Genomic DNA, 20,514 nt, shown 5'->3' on the forward strand with positions numbered 1-20,514 from the left:
AGGATGGAATACGTGGGAACTGCGTTGGCCGAAATGACTATGCCTCAGATCTCGCCGCTTGCCGGCGAGCCGATCGAACGCGCCGACGCCGAGCGTCTGGCGGGGGTCCTCAAGGCCCTTGCCGATCCCGCTCGGCTGCGGCTGCTCAGCCTGATCCAGTCGGCACCCGAGGGGGAGGCGTGCGTGTGTGACCTCACCGCGCCGCTCGGACTCTCCCAGCCGACGGTCAGCCACCACCTCCGCATCCTCACCGAGGCCGGCTTGCTGGAGCGGGAGAAGCGCGGTGTGTGGGCCTACTACCGCCTGGTACCGAGTGCGATCGCCACGATCGCCGACCTGCTGACTCCGCCGCGTAAGCGGGCCACCAAGAAGGCTCGCTGAACCAGAACCGCTTGGTGGCCGCCCGGCAGGGCAGCCACCAAGCGGTGGGTGTCAGCCGACGTGCGGCGTCTCGTACGTCTCCTCGGTGAGGTCCCGGGTGGCCCGGCGCAACCGGCGACGCTCGGCGATGATCATTGCCGAGACCACCGCGACGCCCAGCAGCGCCAGGGCCACGATGGACACGACGTGGTCGCCCGGTGCGTGCAGGTCGCGGTCCTCGGACTGCCACGGCCACAGGGCCCGCAGGCTGCCCAGGATCACGCCGGTCATCACCGCCAGGGTCATCCGGCGGTGGCGCTCAAGCAGCCACTGAAGCAGCTTGACGAAGAGGGACAGCCCGATGACCATGCCGGTCGCGAAGATGGCCAGGTAACCGAAGTCGCGGTCGTTGACGGCACTGATGGTCGGTTCGTACAGGCCGACGGTCAGCAGCAGGAACGACCCGGAGATCCCGGGCAGCACCAGGGCGCAGACCGCGACCGCCGCCGCGACGAGCACGACCAGCGGGTGCGGCTCGATGGTGGCCTGTGGCAACCCGGTCATCAGGAACGCCGCCACTCCGGCGGTGACCAGCGCGGCCACCTCCAGCCCGCGCCACGGCTTGCCGATCATCGAGATCGGCACCAGCACCGAGGCGAGGACCAGCCCGAAGAAGAGCCCCCTGGTCTGCTCCGGATAGTCGACCAGCAGCGGTTCGAGCACCTTCGCCGCGATCAGCAGGCCGGGCAGCATACCGATCAGCAGCGGGATCACCACCTCCCAGTGCACCTGCCGTAGCTGGTGTCCCGCCCGCGTCCAGCCGCGTCCACGCGGGATGTCGGAGACCGCGTACCGCACCGTGTTCACCACATGCCCGGCGGACGCGATGAGCCGCTCGTAGACGCCGGTCACCAGCGCGATCGTGCCGCCGCTGATGCCCGGCACGGCCTCGGCCACACCGATGGCCGTGCCGCGCAGGACGTGGCCTACTCGTTCGCCCAATGCCATGAAGATTCCGTTCCGTGAATCGCTCGATCGCTGGCCCGTGTGGCGACCGCCACGGTCACTCAGGCTACCGGGGTCGTCTCCGCCCGCCCGGCCAGGTCACAGCCGCGGGTCGACCGGCTCCGATTCGCAGGCCAGGATGGCGAAGACCAGCTCGTGCCGACGCCACAGCGGGGCACCGTCGACCAGAGCGTCCAGGGCGGCCAGGCCGAGCGCGTGTTCGCGCAGCGCCAGGCCCCGCTTGCGGCCCAGGGAACGGCGCCGCAGGGCGGCCAGTTGCTCCGGTTCGGTGTACTCCGGACCGTAGATGATCCGCAGGTACTCCCGGCCCCGGCACTTGATCCCCGGCTGGAGCAGCGAGCCACGCTCGCTACGGGCGGCCGGGCCCGCGTACGGCTTGACGACCATGCCCTCGCCGCCGGCTGCGGTCAGCGCCAGCCACCAGTCGGTCGCCTCCCGTACCGAGCCGTCGTCGGACAGTTCGACGATCCGACGCCGGGTAGGCGTGAAGAACTCAGGGTCGGCCGCGCAGAGCCGATCGGCCAACGCCAGGTGCCAGCCGTGATCCCGGTCGCTGTGGCTGGCTTTCGCCCCGGCGAGCACCGCGAACGGCGCGAGTCGCACGCCGCGCAGCCCATCGGTCGGTCCCACGTACGCCCGGTACGCCGCTGTGTAGGCCGACACGTTGTCGTGGCGGCGCGCGGTCCGGTCCCGTACTTCGGTCACGTCCAGCCCGCGACCGATGGCCGCGTCCAGCGTCGCCAATGCCACCGGCAGGACGGCCCGGCCAGCCGCGCCGACCCCCGCGTACTGCTCGCGGATCAGGCCGGCGGCCTTCGCCGACCACGGCAGCAGCTCACAGTCGAGCAGCAGCCAGTCGGTGGCCAGCTCGTCCCAGAGCCCGGCACCTGTCACCGCCGCGCGTACCCGGTCCAGCAGCTCGGTGTCGAGCGGCTCACCGAAGAACGGCCGACCGGTCCGGGTGTGCACCACCCCGCCGCCCGGCCCGAACGGGCCACCGTCCCGCTCCCGGCAGACCAGCACCACGGCCCGGGAGCCCATGTGCTTCTCCTCGCAGACGACCCGGTCCACGCCGGCCGCCCGGTAGTCGGCGAACGCCTCCGCCGGATGCTCCAGGTAGCCGTCCAACTCGGACGTCGAGCAGGGCGCCATGGTCGGCGGCAGCCACACCAGCCGACGCGGGTCGACCGCGAAGCGGCTCATCACCTCCAGCGCCGCTGCGGCGTTCTCCGCCGGCACGGTCAGCGAACCGTACGCGTGCTCCACGTGCCGCCGACCGGACACGTCGGTCAGCTCCAGCACCTCGTCGGGCCGGGTCGGCGCGGCGGTCAGCGGCCGGACCGGGGCGTACCACTCGCGCTCCGCCGGCACCGCCACCAGTTCCCGCTCCGGGTAGCGCAGGGCGGTCAGCTGACCGCCGAAGACGCAGCCGGTGTCGATGCAGATGGTGTTGTTCACCCATTCCGGCTCCGGAGTGGGGGTGTGGCCGTAGACGACCATGGCCGAACCGCGGTACTCCCGGGCCCACGGGTAGCGCACCGGCAGGCCGTACTCGTCGGTCTCGCCGGTGGTCTCGCCGTACAACGCGAACGCGCGCACCCGCCCGGACGCCCGGCCCTGGTACTCCTCCTTCAACCCGGCGTGCGCCACCACCAGCCGGCCGCCGTCGAGCACGTAGTGGCTGACCAGTCCGTCGACGAAGGTGGCCACCTCGGCGGTGAACTCGGTCGGCTCCGCCGCCAGCTGCGCCAACGTCTCGGCCAGACCGTGGGCCACCTTCACGTTGCGGCCGCGCAGCTTCCGCAGCAGCTTCTGCTCGTGGTTACCGGGCACGCAGAGCGCGTGCCCGGCGGTGACCATGCCCATCACCAGGCGAAGTACCCCGGGCGAGTCCGGTCCGCGGTCCACCAGGTCGCCGACGAACACGGCGGTACGCCCCGACGGATGCGTCGCGTCCACCGCCCGTCCGGCGTCGTCGTGGTGCAGCTGCCAGCCCAACCGGGTCAACAGCGCCTCGAGTTCGGCCCGGCAACCGTGCACGTCACCGACGATGTCGAACGGACCGGTCAGCTCGCGCCGGTCGTTGAACAGCCGCTCGTAGCGGATCTCGGCGGCCTCGATCTCGTCGACACCGCGCAGCACGTGCACCTTGCGGAAGCCCTCCCGCGCCAGCTGGGAGTAGGTGCGCCGCAGGTCCCGGGACATCCGGGTCAGCACCTGCCGGCCGAAGGTGCGGTCGGACCGGGCCTCGGTACGCTCCCAGGCCAGCGTCTCCGGCACGTCCAGCACGATCGCCACCGGCAGCACGTCGTGTTCGCGGGCCACCCGGACCAGGGCGGCTCGGGCGTGTGGCTGGAGATTGGTCGCGTCGACCACGGTGAGCCGTCCAGCGCGCAGCCGCTTGCCCGCGATGTAGTGCAGTGCGTCGAAGGCCTCCGCCGAGGCGGACTGGTCGTTCTCGTCGTCGGCGACCATCGCCCGGAAGGCGTCGGAGGAGAGGACCTGGCTGGGCATGAAATGGCGGCTGGCGAACGTCGACTTGCCGGAGCCGGAGATGCCAACCAGTGCCACCAGCGCCAGTTCGGGAATGTCGAGGACGGTCATCGGGGTGCCTCCGCACGGGTGAACACGGCCAGCTGGGTGGGGGCTCCGACCTCCGGGTCGTCCGTACCGACGCCGTGCACCACGGCCGAGTAGCCGTATGTGGCGCCCACCCGCCGGACCCATTCGCCGAATTCGGCGCGGGTCCACTCGAAGCGGTGGTCGGCATGTCGGAACGTGCCCGCCGGCAACCCCTCGTAGCGCACGTTGTGCTCCACGTTCGGCGTGGTCACCACGACCGTCGTAGGTCGGGCGTAGCCGAAGACAGCGTCCTCCAGAGCCGGCAGCCGGGGCGGGTCGACGTGCTCAATGACCTCCATCAGCACCGCCGCGTCGTACCCGCGCAACCGATCGTCGCGATAGGTGAGGGCGGACTGCTGGAGCGTGACGCGGGTGCGTTGGCGTTCCGGCAGCCGGTCCAACCGCAGCCGCCGGGCGGCCATGGAGAGGGCCTGGGTGGAGACATCGGTGCCGACGATCTCGGTGAACCGGCGGTCACCGATCAGCGTGGCCAGCAGCGCACCGCCACCGCAGCCCAGGTCCAGCACCCGGTGGGCGCCCGCGTCGACAAGCGCGGCGTGTACCGCCTCCCGACGCAGGGCGGCCAGCGGAGCCCGGGGTGTCGACTCGGCCGGTGCCGGGTCCGCCACCGCGTCGTCGACGGTCGGCTCGTCGGTGGGTCGCTGAGCGTCCAGCCGCTGGAGTGCCTGACCTGCCAACGCCCGCCGGTGCGCCAGGTAGCGGCGGATGATCAGTCCACGCTCGGGATGGTCGGCCAACCAGCCTGAGCCGGCCCGCAGCAGCTTGTCCACCTCGTCCGGGGCCACCCAGTAGTGCTTCGCGTCGTCCAGCACGGGCAGCAGCACGTACAGATGGTTGAGCGCGTCGGCCACCCGCAGCGTGCCGGTGAGGGTCAGGTCGATGTAGCGGCTGTCGCCCCACTGCGGGTGCAGCTCATCGAGCGGGATGGCGGTGGCGGTGACCGCCCAACCGAGCGGGCCGAACACCCGGGTGGCCACGTCGGCGCCGCCACGGCAGCGCAGCACCGGAACCCGGACCTCCAGCGGGATGCCTCGGGCGGCCAACTCGGGACGCTCCTTGGACGCACCCCGCAGCGCCGAGCGGTACACCTTCGACAGCGCCGAGGCGAGCAGGCTGGACGCGGCGTACGGCCGGTCGTTGACGTACCGCCCGAGAGTGAAACTCTCCGGCGTCGTGGTCGACTTCCGGCCGCGACCCCGGGCGGCGGCCAGTTTCAGCGGGTCGACGTCGAGCAGGAGCGCGGCCGTGCAGCGCTGCTCGTCTGCCTCCGGATAGAAGACGTGCGCGGTGCCGACGGGCACGTCGAAGGTGTGCACCCGGTCGGGGTGCTTGATCAGCAGGTGACCGAGATCCGTCGCCGGCTGGTGCGTGGTGGTGAGGGTGAGCAGCACCCGCCCATGGTGTCAGCTCTTTCGATCTTGCGCCGTCCTGTTTTTCGACGGTTGCGGCGGGGTCTGCGGGGCAGCACCACCCGCTCCGGGCGGTCAGGCTTGATCCCTGCGCGGGTGGTGCTGCCCCGCAGACCTGTCGAGGTCCGGCTGGCGGCGGTGGTGCCAGGTCTGCGGCGGGTCTGGAAACGGCGGCGAGTGGGTAAGTGGCGTGGGGTGTCGAAAAGGGTGGTGCCCCGCCGAGGCGTGTCGGCGGGGCACCGGTCGTGCTGTCGGTTGTCGTACGGGCTACGCGGTGAAGTGGGTACGGCGACGGCGGGCCAGCAGGAAGCCCGCGGCACCGGCGGCGAGCAGCACGGCACCGACGCCCGCGATCAGGGCGGTGTTGGCGCCGGTGATCGGCAGCTCACCACCGTCGTCGCTGCCGCCGTCGCCGCCCTGGCCGCCACTCGGGTTGACGACGAGCTTGGCGACGTCGTTGGCCGGCTTCAGGTCGGCGTAGAAGCCGCCGTCGCAGTGGCACGGGACGTTGACCTTGACTTCGCCGGTGGCGTCCGGGATGACCTTGTCGATCCGGAACCCGAACGTCAGGGCCTCCTCGTCACCGGCCTTGATGAACCAACTGGTGTAGCAGCGGTACGTGCGTCCGCCCGGCTCTCCCGGCGCACCCCAGTCGTTCTCACCGCGCACCGGGAAACAGTTCTCCGGCACCCGTACCGCGCTGGTGCCGTTCGGCACCTCGACGGCCAGGTTGGTGACCGAGGAGCCGGAGCGGCCGTTGTCCAGGGTGGCCGGGCCGTTGTTGCGGAACCCGACGACGGCCTCGACCTCGTCGCCCTGCGCGCCGGAGATCTCGGCACCGATCGCTTCGAGGTCGGTGCTGTTCTTGCCGGTGACCGTCACCGACAGGTGCGACCAGTTGTTGTCCGGCTCGGTGTCCGCCTGGAAGGTACGCGCGGCCAGGCTCGGCCCGGCCTCGTCCAGCCAGAGTCGGCCGCCGGTGCCCGGCTTGCCGAACGTGGCACCGCGACGCGTCACGTACGCCTCGTAGTCCTCGAATTCGGCCGGGGTCAGCCAGAGGATCTCGCCGTAGTGGGAGCCCGGCGCGAACGAGTCCTTGGCGATCCGGTAGGCGAGGGTGGCGACATAGCTGGTGCGGGGCTCAAGCGGCCGGTCGAAGTGACAGGCGCGCAGGAAGGTGCCCTCGTAGGTGCAGTTGGAGTACTGCTTGGCGGGCTGGATCCCGTAGTCGTTGTGGAAGACGGCGACGGCGCCCTCGACGACGGTGTTCCCGGGGTTGCCGATCCGCAGCGGCACGGTGAACGTCGAGCCCGGCTTGCCGGAGCGCTTCGTCGACGGGCCGGCGGCCAGGTCGACGCCCTCGCCGATCCGCACCCGCGCCTCGTGGGTGACGGGCGAGTAGCCGGTGGCGCTGAGGCTCACCTTGACGGTGCCCTCGTCGCCGTCCTTCGCGTCCTTGGTCGGCGCGATGACCACCGAGTAGCTACCGCCGAAGCCACCCTCGTACAGCTCGACCTCGAACGGATCCGTGCAGACCAGGACGTTCGGCTCGGGCGTCGAGCAGAAGTTGAAGTCGCTCTCGGGCGTGACCGTCGCCTTGCCGGCGAGGCTGGTGAAGTCGTAGCGCACGGTCAGGTCGTGCACCATCACCGTGGACGAGGCGAACAGGATCGGGCTGTCGATCTTCCCAGCCGAGCCGGCGGCTATGGTGGTGTCGCCGAAGTAGACGCCCAGTGAAACCTGGGACTCCTCGGCAGCGGCGGGGGCGGCAGGGGTGGCGACGGCGGCGATCAGCGCGCCTGCCACAGCCAGCCCGGCCAGCCGACGCCGAGCGGAGTGGTCGAGCATGAAGGGGTTCCTCCCGAAAGGGTGCGGGTGAAGCCCCCGGATATTAAGAAACCTTTAAGATCTTCGCTGTCCATGCCGGCCGTAGGGGACGAACTCCGACCGAAAGGTTGATCTATCGGTGCGTCAGCGGTAGTCGTCCTCGTCGGCGCCGACCACGCGAGCCTGCTCCATGGCGTCCCAGTCGTCGACCTCCAGGCCGCGGTGCGGCTCGACCTCGACCTGGCTCGGGTCGACCACGGCGGCCTGCTCGACGGCGTCCGCCGGCTCGGCCTCCAGATCACGTTCCTCCGGGCTGAGGTGGTCGCCGGGGGCGAAGTCCTCGTCTGGCTGGCCCATTCGATGCCTCCGGGATGTCGGCGTACAGGTACCCATCCACCGTACGGGGTGTGCTGGCGCGGTGCTGGGAACCGGCCGCCACGCAGCCGCCGAGGGTACGCCGTCGCGGTGAGCGAGTCGGCCGAATCGGCCCACCGGCGAGCGTCACCGGTGCCAGGATGGTGCCGTGGGCTTCCTCATCCGACTGGCGACGACCGCCATCGCACTGTGGATCACCACGCTGGTCGTGCCCGGGGTCGAGGTGACCGGCCGCACCGGTTACGACACGGCGTTCACCCTGCTCGTCGTGGCGTTGATCTTTGGCCTGGTCAACGCGGTACTCAAGCCGGTCATCAGGGTCGTGGGCTGCGTCTTCTACCTGCTGACTCTCGGCCTGTTCGCGTTGGTGGTCAACGCCCTGTTGTTCCTGCTGACGGACTGGATCGCCGGGGCGATCGGGCTGCCCTTCGACGTGCGCGGCTTCTGGGCGGCCTTCTGGGGCGCCATCGTGATGGCGGTGGTCACCTGGCTGATCAGTGTGGTGGTGCCGGATACCGCGGACCGGCGGTGAACCGGCCCGGTTGTGTCCGTCCGGCTCCGCTACGGGATACTTCCCCGCGGAGGACAGCGCGGTCCGGCGCATCAAGGTAGAACAGGCGGCCCGCACGGCCGTGCCCCTACGGAGAACAGCGGCCGTACGGCCGACAGCGGCAAGTAAGGAGCGTTCGACATGCCCATCGCTTCCCCCGAGGCTTACGCCGAGATGCTGGATCGCGCCAAGGCCGGCCGGTACGCGTACCCGGCGATCAACGTGACGTCCTCGCAGACGCTGAACGCGGCGCTCAAGGGCTTCGCCGACGCGGAGAGCGACGGCATCATCCAGGTCTCCACCGGTGGTGCGGAGTACCTTTCGGGCCCCTCGGTCAAGGACATGGTCACCGGCGCGGTGGCCTTCGCGGCGTACGCGCACGAGGTGGCCAAGAAGTACCCGGTCAACATCGCCCTGCACACCGACCACTGCCCGAAGGACAAGCTGGACAAGTTCGTCCGTCCGCTGATGGCCATCTCCCAGGAGCGGGTCAAGCGGGGCGAGGAGCCGCTGTTCCAGTCGCACATGTGGGACGGCTCGGCCGTGCCGGTGGCGGAGAACCTGGAGATCGCGGCCCAGCTGCTCGACGAGGCCGCCAAGGGCAAGATCGTCCTGGAGATCGAGGTCGGTGTCGTCGGCGGTGAGGAGGATGGCGTCGAGAACGCCATCAACGACAAGCTCTACACCACCGTCGAGGACGGTCTGGCCATGGTCGAGGCGCTCGGCCTGGGCGAGAAGGGCCGCTACATGGCGGCGCTGACCTTCGGCAACGTGCACGGCGTCTACAAGCCGGGCAATGTCAAGCTCCGCCCCGAGATCCTGAACAACATCCAGGAGGCGGTCGGCGCCAAGTACGGCAAGGAGAAGCCGCTCAGCCTGGTCTTCCACGGCGGTTCGGGCTCGCTGCTCTCGGAGATCCGCGAGGCGCTCGACTACGGCGTGGTGAAGATGAACATCGACACCGACACCCAGTACGCCTTCACCCGTCCGGCGGCGGACCACATGTTCCGCAACTACGACGGCGTGCTCAAGGTCGACGGCGAGGTCGGCAACAAGAAGATGTACGACCCCCGGGTGTGGGGTAAGGCCGCCGAGGCAGGCATGGCCGCCCGCGTGGCGGAGGCCTGCGAGCACCTGCGCTCCACCGGCACCACGATGACCAAGTGACGTACTGACGTCGCCCGGACGGGCGGCCGGCCCGACTTGGGCCGGCCGCCCGTCGCGTTCTTGCTAATAGGGGGCCCTTCCTATACACCAGGCGTTAACAAGGTGCCCTTCCTTACGCCGTCAGCAGGCGGACGGCCTCGTGGACGTCGTCGGTCAGGTGCACGGTGTCCGACAGGTCGCCGAACGGCGAGCTGGCCAACAGTGGACGCAGCAGCGACTCCACCGGCAGTTCCTCGGTCCAGTACGCGCGGTCCAGGAAGACGTACGCGCCACTCGCCCCGTCGGTGCCGTAGAAGGTCTTGGTGGCGGCCTGAAACACCTCCTGCACGGTTCCCGCCCGGCCGGGGGCGAAGACGATGCCGCCCCGGGCCAGCCGCAGGATGGTGTCCTCCCGGATGGCGTTGGAGAAGTACTTGGCGATCCGGCCCGCGAACAGGTTCGCCGGCTCGTGGCCGTACAGCCAGGTCGGCACGGCGAGTCCTCCGCAGCCCGCCCAGTCCAGGTCGCCGGTGGCCAGCGCGGCCGAGTCCGCCCGGTAGGCGGTCACCGGCTCGGTGCCGTTCACCGGCGGCGTGACCGACCGCCCGTACCGTTCCCGTACTCGCAGCGCCACGGCGGTGTAGCGGTCGTGATCGGTGTAGTCCGGCGCGGTGGCGAGCAGGTCGATGGCGGCGGTGAGGTCTTCGGTCGGCCGGGTCGACAGGTACGCGCCCAGGTTGGCGGCCTCCATCACGCCCGGCCCGCCGCCGGTGACCACCAGCCGGTGCGCCCGGGCGAGTTCCCAGCCCAGCACCGCGGCCATCCGGTACGCCTCACTGCCACGGCGGACCGCGTGCCCACCCATCACCCCGACGACCGACTGCGGCCCGTGGGTGGCCAGCCAGGCGCGAGTGGCGTCGGCGAGGGCGTTGTCCACCCCGTGGTCGTGCAGCCGCTGGCCGAGCGCCTCCCGGACATCGGGCATCGCCCCGCCGTGCGCGCGGAAGTGCGCGTACACCCGGCTGTCGTACATCGCCGCGAAACCGCCCTCGGCGAAGCCGGCGGCGAGGTCCTCCGGGGTGTAGAGGTGGGACGGCTGGGTCGGGTACGGCAGTTTGGAGAACGGCGGCACCACGTTGGCGCCCCGGCGGACCAGGTCGGCGCCGACCTGCCGGGAGGCGAAGCGGCAGCCGACGAAGAGTGTCCCGGCCACCTCGACCTCGGTGAGGTCGGGTACCGGTGCCAGATCCAGGCGGAGCCCCTGCACGGTGAGCCCGACCAAGCTGCCGGTGGCCAGCCGCCGGTCGAACTCCGCCCGGGTCTGGATCTCGTCTGTCCAGGTGTGCGGCTCGATGACGTCCGCGGGGGGTGGAGTCGGCATCGGGCCATCCTGCCGGGCCGCCGCAACCGCCGTGGAGCGGACCCCGGGCGACGCCGATCTTGGCGCGGGAGCCCGGCGGCCTGGCCGGGCTCCCGCGTTCCGGTTCCTGGGGAGGCTCCGGATCCATAGTTGTAGTGGATGGGGCCGGAGGACGGCATGGGCCGCAGGCGTGAGCGACCTCTCGGCCGTTCAGCCGACCGGCTCGGCGGGGGCCCCCTCGCGGTCCGCTGTGCGAAGCGGGTTGAATGGGGCGATGCAGAACCTCCTACCTGAGCCGCCCGCCACGCTCCTGCCCGCGCACGTCGAGGCCGACTCCGCCCTGGCCGGCGCCGAGCAGACCGGCAGCGACGAGGCTTTCGCCGAGGTGGCGGCCCGGTTCCCGACGCACAGCGCGGCGTGGGCGGCGCTGGCCGCCCGAGCGTTCGAGCAGGGCCAGGTCGTGCCGGCGTACGCGTACGCCCGCACCGGCTACCACCGTGGTCTGGACCAGCTTCGGCGCAACGGTTGGAAGGGGCACGGGCCGGTGCCGTGGTCGCACGAACCGAACCGTGGCTTCCTGCGCTGCCTCTACGTGCTGTCCCGGGCGGCGGACGCGATCGCCGAGGCGGACGAGGCAGCCCGTTGCGCGCAGTTCCTGCGTGACTGCGATCCCGCCGCCGCCGACGCGTTGGCCAGCAACTGACGCTCAGAGGCCCTCGGCCACCGAGGCGGCGATCTTCAGCCAGGCGTCGCGGGTGGCGGTGGAGAGCTGCGCGTACCGCAGTGGCTCGCCGGTGTCGATGAGGCGTTCGTACGGGGCGAGCAGCACCGCGCGGGTGCGGGCGGCGAAGTGCTCCTGGATCGCGGGCAGGTCGATCTCCTTGCGCGACGGCGGCATGGAGACCACCGTGACCGCCTGCCGGACCAGCCGTTGCCGCCCGCTCTGCTCCAGGTGGTCGAGCATCCGGGCGGCCGTCTCCGCCGAGTCGTTACGGGCGGACATGGTGACCACCAGTTGGTCGGTGGCATCCATGGCGGCCTGCCAGTTCTGCGCCCGGACGTTGTTCCCGGTGTCCACGAAGATCAGCTTGTAGAACCGGCTGACCACCTCGCGGATCTCACCGAAGGCGGCGGCGGTGAGCATCTCACCGCCGGTGGCCGACTCGTCGGAGGCGAGCACGTCGAACATTCCCTCGCCCTGCGAGCGGACGTACTGGGACAGGTCACCGACCCGCCCCTGGGCACCGTGGAACTGGCCGAGATCCCGTAGCAGGTCGCGCACCGTACGGGAGTGGAAGTCCTGCTGGGCGCGCATCCCCAGGGTGCCCTGGGTCTCGTTGTTGTCCCAGGCCAGCACGTATCCGCCACGGTTCTGACCGAAGGTCATGGCGAGCAGCAGGATGGCGACGGTCTTGCCGGCGCCGCCCTTCGGGTTGACCACGGTCACCTGCCGCAGCCCGCCGAAGTTGCGGCGCACCATCTCGATGTCCCGCTTGCGTTCCAACTCCTGCCGCCCGGGCGGCAGCTTCACCAGGCCGGTCTTGTTGACCACGGCACGGATCCCTGTCGTCGCGACCGGCTCGGCCGGGCGCACCTGCCGACGGCGGGCGAAGTCCTCGGCGGTGGGCGCGGTACCGGCCTCCGGGGTCCAGGCCGGGTCCGCGTACGCCGGTGGCACCCGGGACACGGGGTTCGTCGCCGGGTAGGGCTGCGGAGGTGCCGGTGGCACGGCCGGCGGCGGGCTCTGCTGCCAGGGCGCGGGGTTCCAGGCCGGCTGTGGCGGGAACGGGCCGGGCGGCGCTGCCAGGTCCGGCGGCGCGGCAGCCGACTCGCTCTGGGGCGGTGTGGCGGGCTGGGCGTCCGCCGGTGGTGGGCCGGCGGGCGGGGAGACGGGCGGCACCGGCTCGGGCCTCACGGGCGGCAGCGGAGCGCCGGGTTGTGGCACCGGCGCGCTGCCGTGCGGTGACGGCGATGCCGCGAACGGGTACGGGCCGGACTGCTGGGGCGTCGGCGGCAGTGGCTGCGGAATCGGAGGTAGCGGCTGGGCCGGTGCGGCCCAGGTGGGGCGGGCCGTCCCGGTCGCGGTCTCGGCAGGCGGGGGCGCCTGCTGCTGAGGGTTTTCCGCCGCAGCGGCAGGCTCGGAGCCGGAACGCTGCGGCGGATGCGCCCACGGCGACTCCGTCTGCGGGCGGTGCCCAGGTGCCGTACCGGCATCGGTTTCGGCGGTGGTCGCCGCATCGTCCGGCCGGTCCTGCGGGTCGACCGACCCGCCGTCGCGGGCGGGCGGGGCGGCCGTCGGCCGGTCCAGGGTGAAGGGCAGGTCCAGGTCGACCTGGGCGGGCCCGGGCTGCGGTGCCGGTTCCCAACCGGCGGCGTTCGGCGCGGTCAACGACGGATAGTCCGTGGCCGAGGGCGGCCGGGCAGCACCGGGCGCGTGTGTCGGCCGTTCCGGTGGCTGCGTGGGCCCGGCTGCCGGGGGCGGATAGGCCGGTCCTGGGCTCGGTGACGGAGCGGTCGGCTGGCCGGGCGACGGCTGTGCCGGCGGAGGCGGCACGGTCGGTGGAACCGGTGGCGGAGCATCCCACCCGGGCGCGCCGAAGCCGTCGATCTGCTCCGGTGGCCAGAGGGGTTCGATGTCCCGTTCCGGCATCCCTGGCTGACCGGGCACGTGCACCCGGTCGGCGTTGTCGTCCACCACGGTGTCCTCCCCATTCCTCCTGACGAGGATAGGCCCCGGGGCCGACCCGGGCCCGGGGTGCGCCGGCCGGGGCAGGTCAGGCCGCCCAGACCGCCCAGGCGCCCGGCTCGGTCCACCAGGACCGCTTACGCGTCAGCTGTCCCGTCACCCCGTCGTCCAGGTACGGCAGCGCCGCCTCGTCGCGAGGTAGCACCGACGCGGCCCGGCCCCGGGCCCGCCGGACCTCCAGGCGTACCCGGCGTCGACCCAACCGTGACCGGGTGACCACCGGCACCGCCACCGCCACCTCCACCAGCCCGTCGGTCGGGTCGGGTCCGGCCAGCAACGTCACGTCGTCGAGCCGGGCGTATCCGCCCGCGTTGCCGATCGCGCAGGCGAGCAGCGGTTCGTCACCGTGCGACAACACGGCGTCGTCCACCTCCACCCGGCCACGCCAGGGCAGCGGGGTGCCGTCCTCACCGGCGGCGCCGAGCAGCGCGCCGTCCAACGTCACCGAGCCGCCGTCGTGACGCAGCAGATCCAACCGGCGCGGTGTGCCGTCCAGCACGGCGGCGGCCACGGCCGCCGGGTCGCGGGGCAGCCCGAGCTGGGCGGCGAGGTCGCGGCGCGTCGTGCCGCGCGCCGGGTCGAGTGGCAGTACGCCGACCGCCGGCAGGTCCGGCACTGTCCGGTTGTCGGCCAGGTCGGTCGGGCGGCGGCTGGGCGGCGGAGCGTACCGCCGGACCATGCGGCGTAATACGGCGCGCAACTGTGCGTCACCGGCCACGGCGACCACGAGCCGGGTCTTGGCGTCGGCGTCGGGCCAGGTGAGGCCGTCCGGTCGAGGCGGCCCGTCCAGCCGGGTCAGCACCTCGTCGATCTCCGCGTCCGAGCGGGCGGTCACCGTCTCGACCCGGGCCCCTCGGGCGGTCAGCGCATCGGAGCAGGTCAGCACCGGTACGCGCGGAGTCTCGCAGCGTTCCTCGCGATCTGTGGCGGTGTCCGTGCCACCCCCACAGCAGGCTCCGCCGCTGCCACACCCGGCCCCCGGAGCGTCCCGCTCGGAGCCGAGGGCGAGCAGCACCACGTCGTACACGGGTAGCTCCTCCTGCTGTTCCTGACACGACCCCTGCCGGTCGTGCCGTCACTACTTGTTAACCTGACACCCCGGGCTCGCTGACCGGTCGCCATCTGGCACCCGAGCCTTCTGGAGGCGAGAAGATGCCAGCGATCGTGCTCATCGGTGCTCAGTGGGGCGACGAGGGCAAGGGCAAGGTTACCGACCAGCTCGGTGAGCGGGTCGACTACGTCGTCCGCTTCTCCGGCGGCAACAACGCCGGCCACACGGTGATCACCCCGGACGGGCAGAAGTACGCCCTGCACCTGATGCCGTCGGGGGCGCTCTCCCCGAACGCCGTGATCGTCATCGGCAACGGCGTGGTGGTCGACCCGAAGGTGCTGCTCAGTGAGATCGACGGCCTGGCCGAGCGGGGCGTGGACGTCTCCCGGCTGCGGATCTCCGGCGACGCGCACCTGATCATGCCGCACCACCGGGCGCTGGACCGGGTGGTTGAGCGGTATCTGGGCAGCGCCCGGATCGGCACCACCGGCCGGGGCATCGGTCCCGCGTACGGCGACAAGGTGGCCCGGATGGGCATCCGGGTGCAGGACCTGCTGGACCCGGGCATCCTGCGCAAGAAGCTGGAACTCGCACTGCGCGAGAAGAACCAGGTGCTGTTCAAGGTCTACAACCGCAAGGCGATCGACGTCGACGCCACCATCGAGGAGTACCTGGCGTACGCGGAGCGGCTGCGGCCGTACATCGCGGAGACCCGAGCGCTGCTCTGGGACGCGCTGGACCGTGGCGACATCGTGCTGCTGGAGGGTGCCCAGGCCACCATGCTCGACATGGACCACGGCACCTATCCCTTCGTCACCTCGTCGAACCCGACGGCCGGTGGGGCGTGTGTGGGTGCCGGCATCCCGCCGACCGCGATCACGAAGGTGATCGCGGTGAGCAAGGCGTACACCACGCGGGTCGGTTCCGGGCCGTTCCCCACCGAGCTGTTCGACGACAACGGTCAGCACCTGCGCAAGGTCGGCCACGAGTACGGCACGACCACCGGGCGGGAACGCCGGTGCGGCTGGTTCGACGCGGTCGTCGCCAGGTACGCCTGCCGGCTCAACGGCGTCACCGATCTCGTGATCACCAAGCTGGACGTGCTCACCGGGCTGCCGACCGTGCCGATCTGCGTCGGTTACGAGATCAACGGCAAGCGGGTCGACGACATGCCGATGACCCAGACGGACTTCCACCACGCCGTGCCGGTCTACGAGGAGCACCCCGGCTGGTGGGAGGACATCACCAAGGCGCGGACCGACGCGGACCTCCCCGAGAACGCCCGCCGCTACATCGCCCGCATCGAGGAACTCACCGGCACCCGGGTCAGCGTCGTGGGCGTAGGCCCCGGCCGCGAAGAAAACGTAACCCGCCACCCCCTCCTCCCCTAACAGCCCCCACCCACCCCCACCTCCTTGTTGATCAAGAAGTTTTGGTCTAGAAATCGCGCTGATTTGACCAAAACTTCTTGATCAACACGGCGGGGTTGCGGCGGGGTGGGTGGTTGTCCACATGGGCTGCGGGGTGGGGGCGGTGGTGGACAGAGTGGGTGGATGAATGCGTCTGAGGTGTTGGGTCGGCTGGCGTCCGACCAAGGCGGGGTGGTGACGGCGGCGCAGGCGTTGTCCGCCGGCTACACCCGTGACCAGATCCGGCATCTGCTCAGGTCGGGCCGCTGGACGAGAATGGCGCGTGGGCGCTTCGTACCAGGGCCGGTGCAGGACGTGCTCCGTCATCGTCGGGCACGGATCGGCGCGGCGGTGGACAGCCTGGGCCCCGAGGCGGTGGCGGTCCTCGACACGGCCGCCGAACTGCACGGCATCGCCGGCCTCAGGGTCACGTCCACGATCCACGTGTCAGTACCGCCGGACCACCCTCGACCGCAGCGCCGCAGCGATCCCGATCTGGTGGTGCACCAGCTCACGCTCGGGCCGGCTGACGTGGGCACGGTCGCCGGGATCCCGGTCACCAGTGCCGTACGAACAGTCGCCGACGTCATCCTCCGGGTGGGCCGGTACCCGGCGGTATGTGTCCTGGATTCGGCGCTCAACCGGCGGCTTCTCACCGAGGCCGACCTCGCGGCGATCCCGGCGCTGCTCACCGGCCGCCGGGGAGCGGTGGCGGCGCGGCAGCGGCTGACCGAGGCCGACGGTCGGGCGCAGTCCCCGCTGGAGACCCGTACCCGTCTGCGGTGCGTCGACGGAGGTGTCCCGCCCGATGTCCTCCAGTTGGAGGTGCGCGACGACGACGGGTACCTGCTCGGCATCGGCGATCTGGGCTGGCGTGGACCCAGGGTGATCGCCGAGGCGGACGGCGCGGCCCCGCATGGCACGCCGCAGGCGGTCTTCGAGGACCGGGTCAGGCAGAACCGCCTGGTCAACGCCGGTTGGCGGATCCTCCGGTTCACCTGGTCCGACACGCTCCGAAACGATTACGTGCCGGAGACCGTACGCCGCGCCCTGCGTAGATGACCAAGAGCTTTTGGTCGCGCGGACGCCCTTTTCGAGACGAAAACTTCTTGATCAACAGGGTTGGCGGGGCGGTCGGTAGGATGACTCGGCGTGCGGGTTCTTCTTCTTGGTAGCGGCGGGCGGGAGCATGCGCTCGCGCTGAGGTTGGCCGACGATCCGTCCGTCGAGGCGTTGATCGCGGCACCGGGTAACCCGGGGATCGCGGCGGTGGCGGAACTGCGAGCCGTCGACCTGGTGGACCCGGTGGCGGTGGCAGGGCTCGCCGTCGACGTGAGCGCGGACCTGGTGGTCGTCGGGCCCGAGGCGCCGCTGGTCGCCGGGGTGGCCGACGCGATCCGAGCCAAGGGCATCGCGGTCTTCGGCCCGTCGGCTGAGGCCGCCCGGCTGGAGGGCTCGAAGACCTTCGCCAAGGAGGTGATGACTGCCGCCGGTGTTCCCACGGCACGCGCCCACACCTGCACCGACGAGGCGAGCACGGCCGCCGCCCTGGACGAATTCGCCCCGCCGTACGTGGTGAAGAACGACGGACTCGCCGCCGGGAAGGGCGTGGTGGTCACCGACGACCGCGCGACGGCTGAGGCGCACGCCCGCGCCTGCGGCCGAGTCGTCGTCGAGGAGTACCTCGCCGGTCCCGAGGTGTCGCTGTTCGTGGTGACCGACGGCGAATCGGCGGTGCCGCTGCTGCCAGCGCAGGACTTCAAGCGGGTCGGCGACGGCGACAGCGGGCCGAACACCGGCGGCATGGGGGCGTACGCGCCACTGCCGTGGGCACCGCCCGGTCTGGTGGACGAGGTCATGCGCGACACGGTGCACCCGACGCTGGCCGAGATGCGCCGTCGTGGCACCCCCTTCGCCGGGCTGCTCTACGTCGGGCTGGCGATCACCGCCGACGGCCCCCGGGTGATCGAGTTCAATGCCCGCTTCGGCGACCCGGAGACCCAGGTGGTGCTCGCGTTGCTGGAGACGCCGTTGGGCGGGCTGCTGCATGCCGCCGCCACCGGCACGCTGGCCGACCACCCGCCGCTGCGCTGGCGTTCCGGTGCCGCGGTGACGGTGGTGGTCGCGGCCGAGGGTTACCCGGCTGGGCCGCGTACCGGTGATGTGATCAGCGGGGGCGAGCAGCCTGGCGTGATCCACGCCGGCACCGCGCGCCGGGCCGCCGACGGTGCCCTGATCTCCGCCGGAGGCCGGGTCCTCTGTGGTACGGCCACCGGCGGAGACCTGGCCGCTGCCCGGGACGCCGCCTACCGGATCGTCTCCGGAATCACCCTCGACGGTTCGCACTACCGCCGGGACATCGCCGCCGCCGCGGTCGACGGCCGGATCACCGTTCCCCGCTGACCAGGACGGGTGCCTGGCCGGTTCGGCCGAAGCCGGTACCCGACGGTCCACTTTGGTTGCTTCACCACGAATCGGTGGGGTGGCCGTGCTGTGCGTACATAGGCGTCGCATGCCGACATTGACTCGTATGCCTTTCGGGGTGATGGGCCGACCCTGATCGTTGCTACGGTCTGCCCGGGTCGAGGGGGAGGCCGCAGGGTCCGTCCGCTCGGCGCTGATGGTGCTCATCTCCGCACTGTCGCGAGTTGTACCGCCCGTCGGGGAAATCCCGTCGGGCCGGACTGCAACTCGACGCACCGGTGGTGGCGTTACTTACCGGTGAGGAGGTGGCATGGACGCCGACGAGTTCGAGACGTTCGTACGCGATTCCGCACCGGTGCTGAGGCGGTACGCACGCGCGGTCACCGCAGACCCGGAGCAGGCCGAGGCGCTCCTCCACCAGGCGTACGTGCGGATGGCGACCAGGTGGCACCGGCTCGTGGCCGAGGGCGGTCTGCTCGCGTACGCGAAGGTCACGATGGTCCGGCTGCAGGTGAGCCGGCTGCGGGCGGTCGTCCGCCGGCTGCGGTCGGCCGGGGCCGCTCCACCGTCGGCGGCGGCCGGGGAGTACGGCCAGGCAGACCACGATCACCTACGCGGGCTGCTCGCCGGGCTTCCCCCGATGCAGCGGGTGGTGCTGGTCATGACCTACCTCGACAACTTGGACGACGAGTCGATCGCGGCGGCGACGGGGCGTCGCCCGGCGACCGTCCGGTCGCTGCGCGATCGCGCCCTCGGCACCCTGCGGGCCGAGCTGCCGGTCACCCGGGTACGTGCGGAACGGGAGGTGGCGGGGTGACCGACATCCGGGACACGTTGCGCGAGTTCTGGACGGCCGACACCGGGCCGCCCACCGGGGATCCGCTGCCGGCGGTGCGGGCCCGGCTGCGTCGTCGCCGACGGGTTTGGGCCACCGCCGCCGCGCTCGCCTCGTGCGCGGTCGTCGGGCTGGCGGTGTTCATGGCCGTGACCGAGTGGTACGGCGATCCCCCGCGCACTGTCGCCGAGCCGTCGGCCAGCCCGGTCATGCCCGAGCTGCGGGGCCTGCCGCCCGGTCTGCGGCGGGTCGACGCTACGGAGGCGGTGCTGCGGATGCCTCGGCCCGAGGTCGTTCCGGCGGGCATCCGGTCGGCGTACGAGGGAACCGGCCCGGTGACCCGGGTGGTGGTGGTGTTCGACTTCGAAGCACCGCAGGGCCTGCCCGGCACGCCGCGCGAGGTGAGCGTGCCGTCCGGTGCGCAGATCCTGGCCACCGACGAACCGGCGACGTCCACCGCCTACCTGTCGGCGTGGGCACCGGACGGGTGCAGCTGGTTCATGGCGGTGACAGCGACCGAGGCCGAGGTCCGGGCGGCGGCGCTGGATGCCCTGATCAAGGCCAACCTCCGCTGAGGGTATCGTGTTCGATCTTGGCTGGTCAGGTCGCCCGGACCAACCGATCGGCCACCCACGGGCATTGACAGCCCATGTCACGATCATCGTGCCGTTGGCTGGCCAGGACCCATCGGGACGGGGAGGAGAACGCGGTGACCGGTTTCCTCGGTGCGGCGCTCAGTTTCCCCACCGTCCTGTTCAGCTTCCTTCTGGTGGTCGTCGTCGGTTACTGGCTGCTGGTGCTGACGGGTGTCCTGGATCTCGGCGACGACCTCGACGTCGACGGGGTGCCGGGCACCGTGCTGGCCGGTCTCGGCCTGGGCGGAGTGCCCAGTGCGATCATCTTCTCCCTGCTCGTGGCGGTGGCCTGGTTCGTCAGCCTGGCCGGCACCGTCCTGCTCGACGGCCTCGGCCTGGGCTCCGGCACCCGCATCGCCGTGTCGGTCGGTGTCCTGCTGGCCGCCGCCGCCTGCGCGTGGCTGGTGACCCGCCTGGTCGCCGCGCCGTTGAGCCGGCTCTTTCCCACTGAGACGGACGCCACTCGGCACGCCTTCGTCGGTCGCCTCTGCGTCGTGCGGACCGGTACGGTGACCGCCGACTTCGGTCAGGCGGAGGTGACCGCGGCCGATGGTTCTTCGGCCGTGGTGCAGATCCGACAACCGGGTGACGAAAAGATGCCGGCCGGCAGCTCCGCGCTGATCTACGACTACGACACCGACGGTGAGTTCTTCTGGGTGATGCCCGCCGGACCCGCCTTCGACCCGATGAGACACATCCCCGAATAGCTCACCACCGA

18 protein-coding genes are annotated in these 20,514 nt (G+C 71.4%); 10 read left to right on the plus strand and 8 right to left on the minus strand.

Annotated elements, in window-relative coordinates:
* The first annotated feature begins 3 nt into the window (after nt 1-3).
* Nucleotides 4-381 (plus strand): helix-turn-helix transcriptional regulator, encoded by a 378-nt coding sequence (locus FF096_RS11015; RefSeq protein ID WP_007454255.1) that lies wholly within the window; start codon nt 4-6, stop codon nt 379-381.
* A gap of 51 nt (nt 382-432) precedes the next feature.
* On the opposite strand, the gene FF096_RS11020 is transcribed toward FF096_RS11015, so the two are convergent.
* The 5 genes from FF096_RS11020 to FF096_RS11040 all read right to left on the minus strand — a co-directional run bounded on the left by FF096_RS11020 (nt 433) and on the right by FF096_RS11040 (nt 7,622).
* Nucleotides 433-1,368, minus strand: a complete 936-nt coding sequence (locus FF096_RS11020) for a DUF368 domain-containing protein (RefSeq protein WP_155217121.1) — start codon at nt 1,366-1,368, stop codon at nt 433-435.
* 96 nt (nt 1,369-1,464) lie between these two features.
* Nucleotides 1,465-3,990, minus strand: a complete 2,526-nt coding sequence (locus FF096_RS11025) for a polynucleotide kinase-phosphatase (RefSeq protein WP_155217123.1) — start codon at nt 3,988-3,990, stop codon at nt 1,465-1,467.
* Nucleotides 3,987-5,420, minus strand: a complete 1,434-nt coding sequence (locus tag FF096_RS11030) for a 3' terminal RNA ribose 2'-O-methyltransferase Hen1 (protein WP_309223071.1) — start codon at nt 5,418-5,420, stop codon at nt 3,987-3,989. Before FF096_RS11030 ends, FF096_RS11025 begins: the two co-directional genes overlap by 4 nt.
* Before the next feature lie 285 nt (nt 5,421-5,705).
* Complete coding sequence (locus FF096_RS11035; protein ID WP_155217125.1) at nt 5,706-7,286, minus strand: LPXTG cell wall anchor domain-containing protein; 1,581 nt, start codon at nt 7,284-7,286, stop codon at nt 5,706-5,708.
* A 123-nt stretch (nt 7,287-7,409) separates the two neighbouring features.
* Entirely contained in the window at nt 7,410-7,622 is a 213-nt protein-coding gene (locus tag FF096_RS11040; RefSeq protein WP_155217127.1) for a hypothetical protein, read from the minus strand.
* 166 nt (nt 7,623-7,788) lie between these two features.
* Here FF096_RS11040 and FF096_RS11045 point away from each other — a divergent pair, with 166 nt between their 5' ends.
* Complete coding sequence (locus FF096_RS11045) at nt 7,789-8,172, plus strand: phage holin family protein (protein ID WP_309223072.1); 384 nt, start codon at nt 7,789-7,791, stop codon at nt 8,170-8,172.
* A 159-nt stretch (nt 8,173-8,331) separates the two neighbouring features.
* Complete coding sequence (gene fbaA, locus FF096_RS11050) at nt 8,332-9,357, plus strand: class II fructose-bisphosphate aldolase (RefSeq protein WP_155217129.1); 1,026 nt, start codon at nt 8,332-8,334, stop codon at nt 9,355-9,357.
* A gap of 112 nt (nt 9,358-9,469) precedes the next feature.
* Here fbaA and FF096_RS11055 read toward each other — a convergent pair whose 3' ends face one another.
* Nucleotides 9,470-10,717 carry an LOG family protein gene (locus tag FF096_RS11055; RefSeq protein ID WP_155217131.1) on the minus strand — a complete coding sequence of 416 codons (1,248 nt, stop codon included), beginning with the start codon at nt 10,715-10,717 and terminating at the stop codon, nt 9,470-9,472.
* A 253-nt stretch (nt 10,718-10,970) separates the two neighbouring features.
* On the opposite strand from FF096_RS11055, the gene FF096_RS11060 reads away from it, so the two are divergent.
* On the plus strand, nt 10,971-11,399 hold the full coding sequence (locus tag FF096_RS11060) for a DUF3151 domain-containing protein (protein ID WP_155217133.1): 429 nt from the start codon (nt 10,971-10,973) through the stop codon (nt 11,397-11,399).
* 3 nt (nt 11,400-11,402) lie between these two features.
* Here the strand turns inward: FF096_RS11060 and FF096_RS11065 are convergent, their stop codons facing one another.
* Nucleotides 11,403-13,346: a chromosome partitioning protein gene (locus FF096_RS11065; protein WP_155217569.1), complete on the minus strand. Its 1,944-nt coding sequence runs from the start codon at nt 13,344-13,346 to the stop codon at nt 11,403-11,405.
* Nucleotides 13,347-13,470: 124 nt separating this feature from the next.
* Entirely contained in the window at nt 13,471-14,469 is a 999-nt protein-coding gene (locus tag FF096_RS11070; protein WP_309223074.1) for a hypothetical protein, read from the minus strand.
* 125 nt (nt 14,470-14,594) lie between these two features.
* Between FF096_RS11070 and FF096_RS11075 the strand changes: the two genes are divergently transcribed.
* The 6 genes from FF096_RS11075 (at nt 14,595) to FF096_RS11100 (ending at nt 20,503) form a co-directional block, all read left to right on the plus strand.
* Nucleotides 14,595-15,884, plus strand: coding sequence for an adenylosuccinate synthase (locus FF096_RS11075; RefSeq protein WP_155217135.1), 1,290 nt, complete (start codon nt 14,595-14,597; stop codon nt 15,882-15,884).
* A gap of 162 nt (nt 15,885-16,046) precedes the next feature.
* On the plus strand, nt 16,047-16,964 hold the full coding sequence (locus FF096_RS11080) for a type IV toxin-antitoxin system AbiEi family antitoxin domain-containing protein (RefSeq protein WP_155217137.1): 918 nt from the start codon (nt 16,047-16,049) through the stop codon (nt 16,962-16,964).
* A gap of 90 nt (nt 16,965-17,054) precedes the next feature.
* Complete coding sequence (purD, locus tag FF096_RS11085) at nt 17,055-18,305, plus strand: phosphoribosylamine--glycine ligase (protein WP_309223075.1); 1,251 nt, start codon at nt 17,055-17,057, stop codon at nt 18,303-18,305.
* Nucleotides 18,306-18,636: 331 nt separating this feature from the next.
* Nucleotides 18,637-19,143 carry a sigma-70 family RNA polymerase sigma factor gene (locus FF096_RS11090; protein WP_155217139.1) on the plus strand — a complete coding sequence of 169 codons (507 nt, stop codon included), beginning with the start codon at nt 18,637-18,639 and terminating at the stop codon, nt 19,141-19,143.
* Complete coding sequence (locus FF096_RS11095; RefSeq protein ID WP_155217141.1) at nt 19,140-19,736, plus strand: hypothetical protein; 597 nt, start codon at nt 19,140-19,142, stop codon at nt 19,734-19,736. The genes FF096_RS11090 and FF096_RS11095 overlap by 4 nt, the downstream gene beginning before the upstream one ends.
* Nucleotides 19,737-19,870: 134 nt before the next feature.
* Nucleotides 19,871-20,503, plus strand: a complete 633-nt coding sequence (locus tag FF096_RS11100; RefSeq protein ID WP_309223076.1) for a hypothetical protein — start codon at nt 19,871-19,873, stop codon at nt 20,501-20,503.
* The last annotated feature ends 11 nt before the right edge of the window (nt 20,504-20,514 follow it).

Source organism: Micromonospora sp. CP22, from assembly GCF_009712475.1.
In the GTDB taxonomy this organism is placed as follows: Bacteria; Actinomycetota; Actinomycetes; order Mycobacteriales; family Micromonosporaceae; genus Micromonospora.

What these genes read in the sequence shown, in the direction of transcription:
- FF096_RS11035 (WP_155217125.1), bottom strand. Translation starts at nt 7,286, where the DNA reads ATGCTCGACCACTCCGCTCGGCGTCGGCTGGCCGGGCTGGCTGTGGCA.
- FF096_RS11090 (WP_155217139.1), top strand. Translation starts at nt 18,637, where the DNA reads ATGGACGCCGACGAGTTCGAGACGTTCGTACGCGATTCCGCACCGGTG.
- fbaA (WP_155217129.1), top strand. Translation starts at nt 8,332, where the DNA reads ATGCCCATCGCTTCCCCCGAGGCTTACGCCGAGATGCTGGATCGCGCC.
- FF096_RS11065 (WP_155217569.1), bottom strand. Translation starts at nt 13,346, where the DNA reads ATGCCGGAACGGGACATCGAACCCCTCTGGCCACCGGAGCAGATCGAC.
- FF096_RS11060 (WP_155217133.1), top strand. Translation starts at nt 10,971, where the DNA reads ATGCAGAACCTCCTACCTGAGCCGCCCGCCACGCTCCTGCCCGCGCAC.
- FF096_RS11040 (WP_155217127.1), bottom strand. Translation starts at nt 7,622, where the DNA reads ATGGGCCAGCCAGACGAGGACTTCGCCCCCGGCGACCACCTCAGCCCG.
- FF096_RS11075 (WP_155217135.1), top strand. Translation starts at nt 14,595, where the DNA reads ATGCCAGCGATCGTGCTCATCGGTGCTCAGTGGGGCGACGAGGGCAAG.
- FF096_RS11020 (WP_155217121.1), bottom strand. Translation starts at nt 1,368, where the DNA reads ATGGCATTGGGCGAACGAGTAGGCCACGTCCTGCGCGGCACGGCCATC.
- FF096_RS11055 (WP_155217131.1), bottom strand. Translation starts at nt 10,717, where the DNA reads ATGCCGACTCCACCCCCCGCGGACGTCATCGAGCCGCACACCTGGACA.
- FF096_RS11025 (WP_155217123.1), bottom strand. Translation starts at nt 3,990, where the DNA reads ATGACCGTCCTCGACATTCCCGAACTGGCGCTGGTGGCACTGGTTGGC.
- FF096_RS11015 (WP_007454255.1), top strand. Translation starts at nt 4, where the DNA reads ATGGAATACGTGGGAACTGCGTTGGCCGAAATGACTATGCCTCAGATC.
- FF096_RS11080 (WP_155217137.1), top strand. Translation starts at nt 16,047, where the DNA reads ATGAATGCGTCTGAGGTGTTGGGTCGGCTGGCGTCCGACCAAGGCGGG.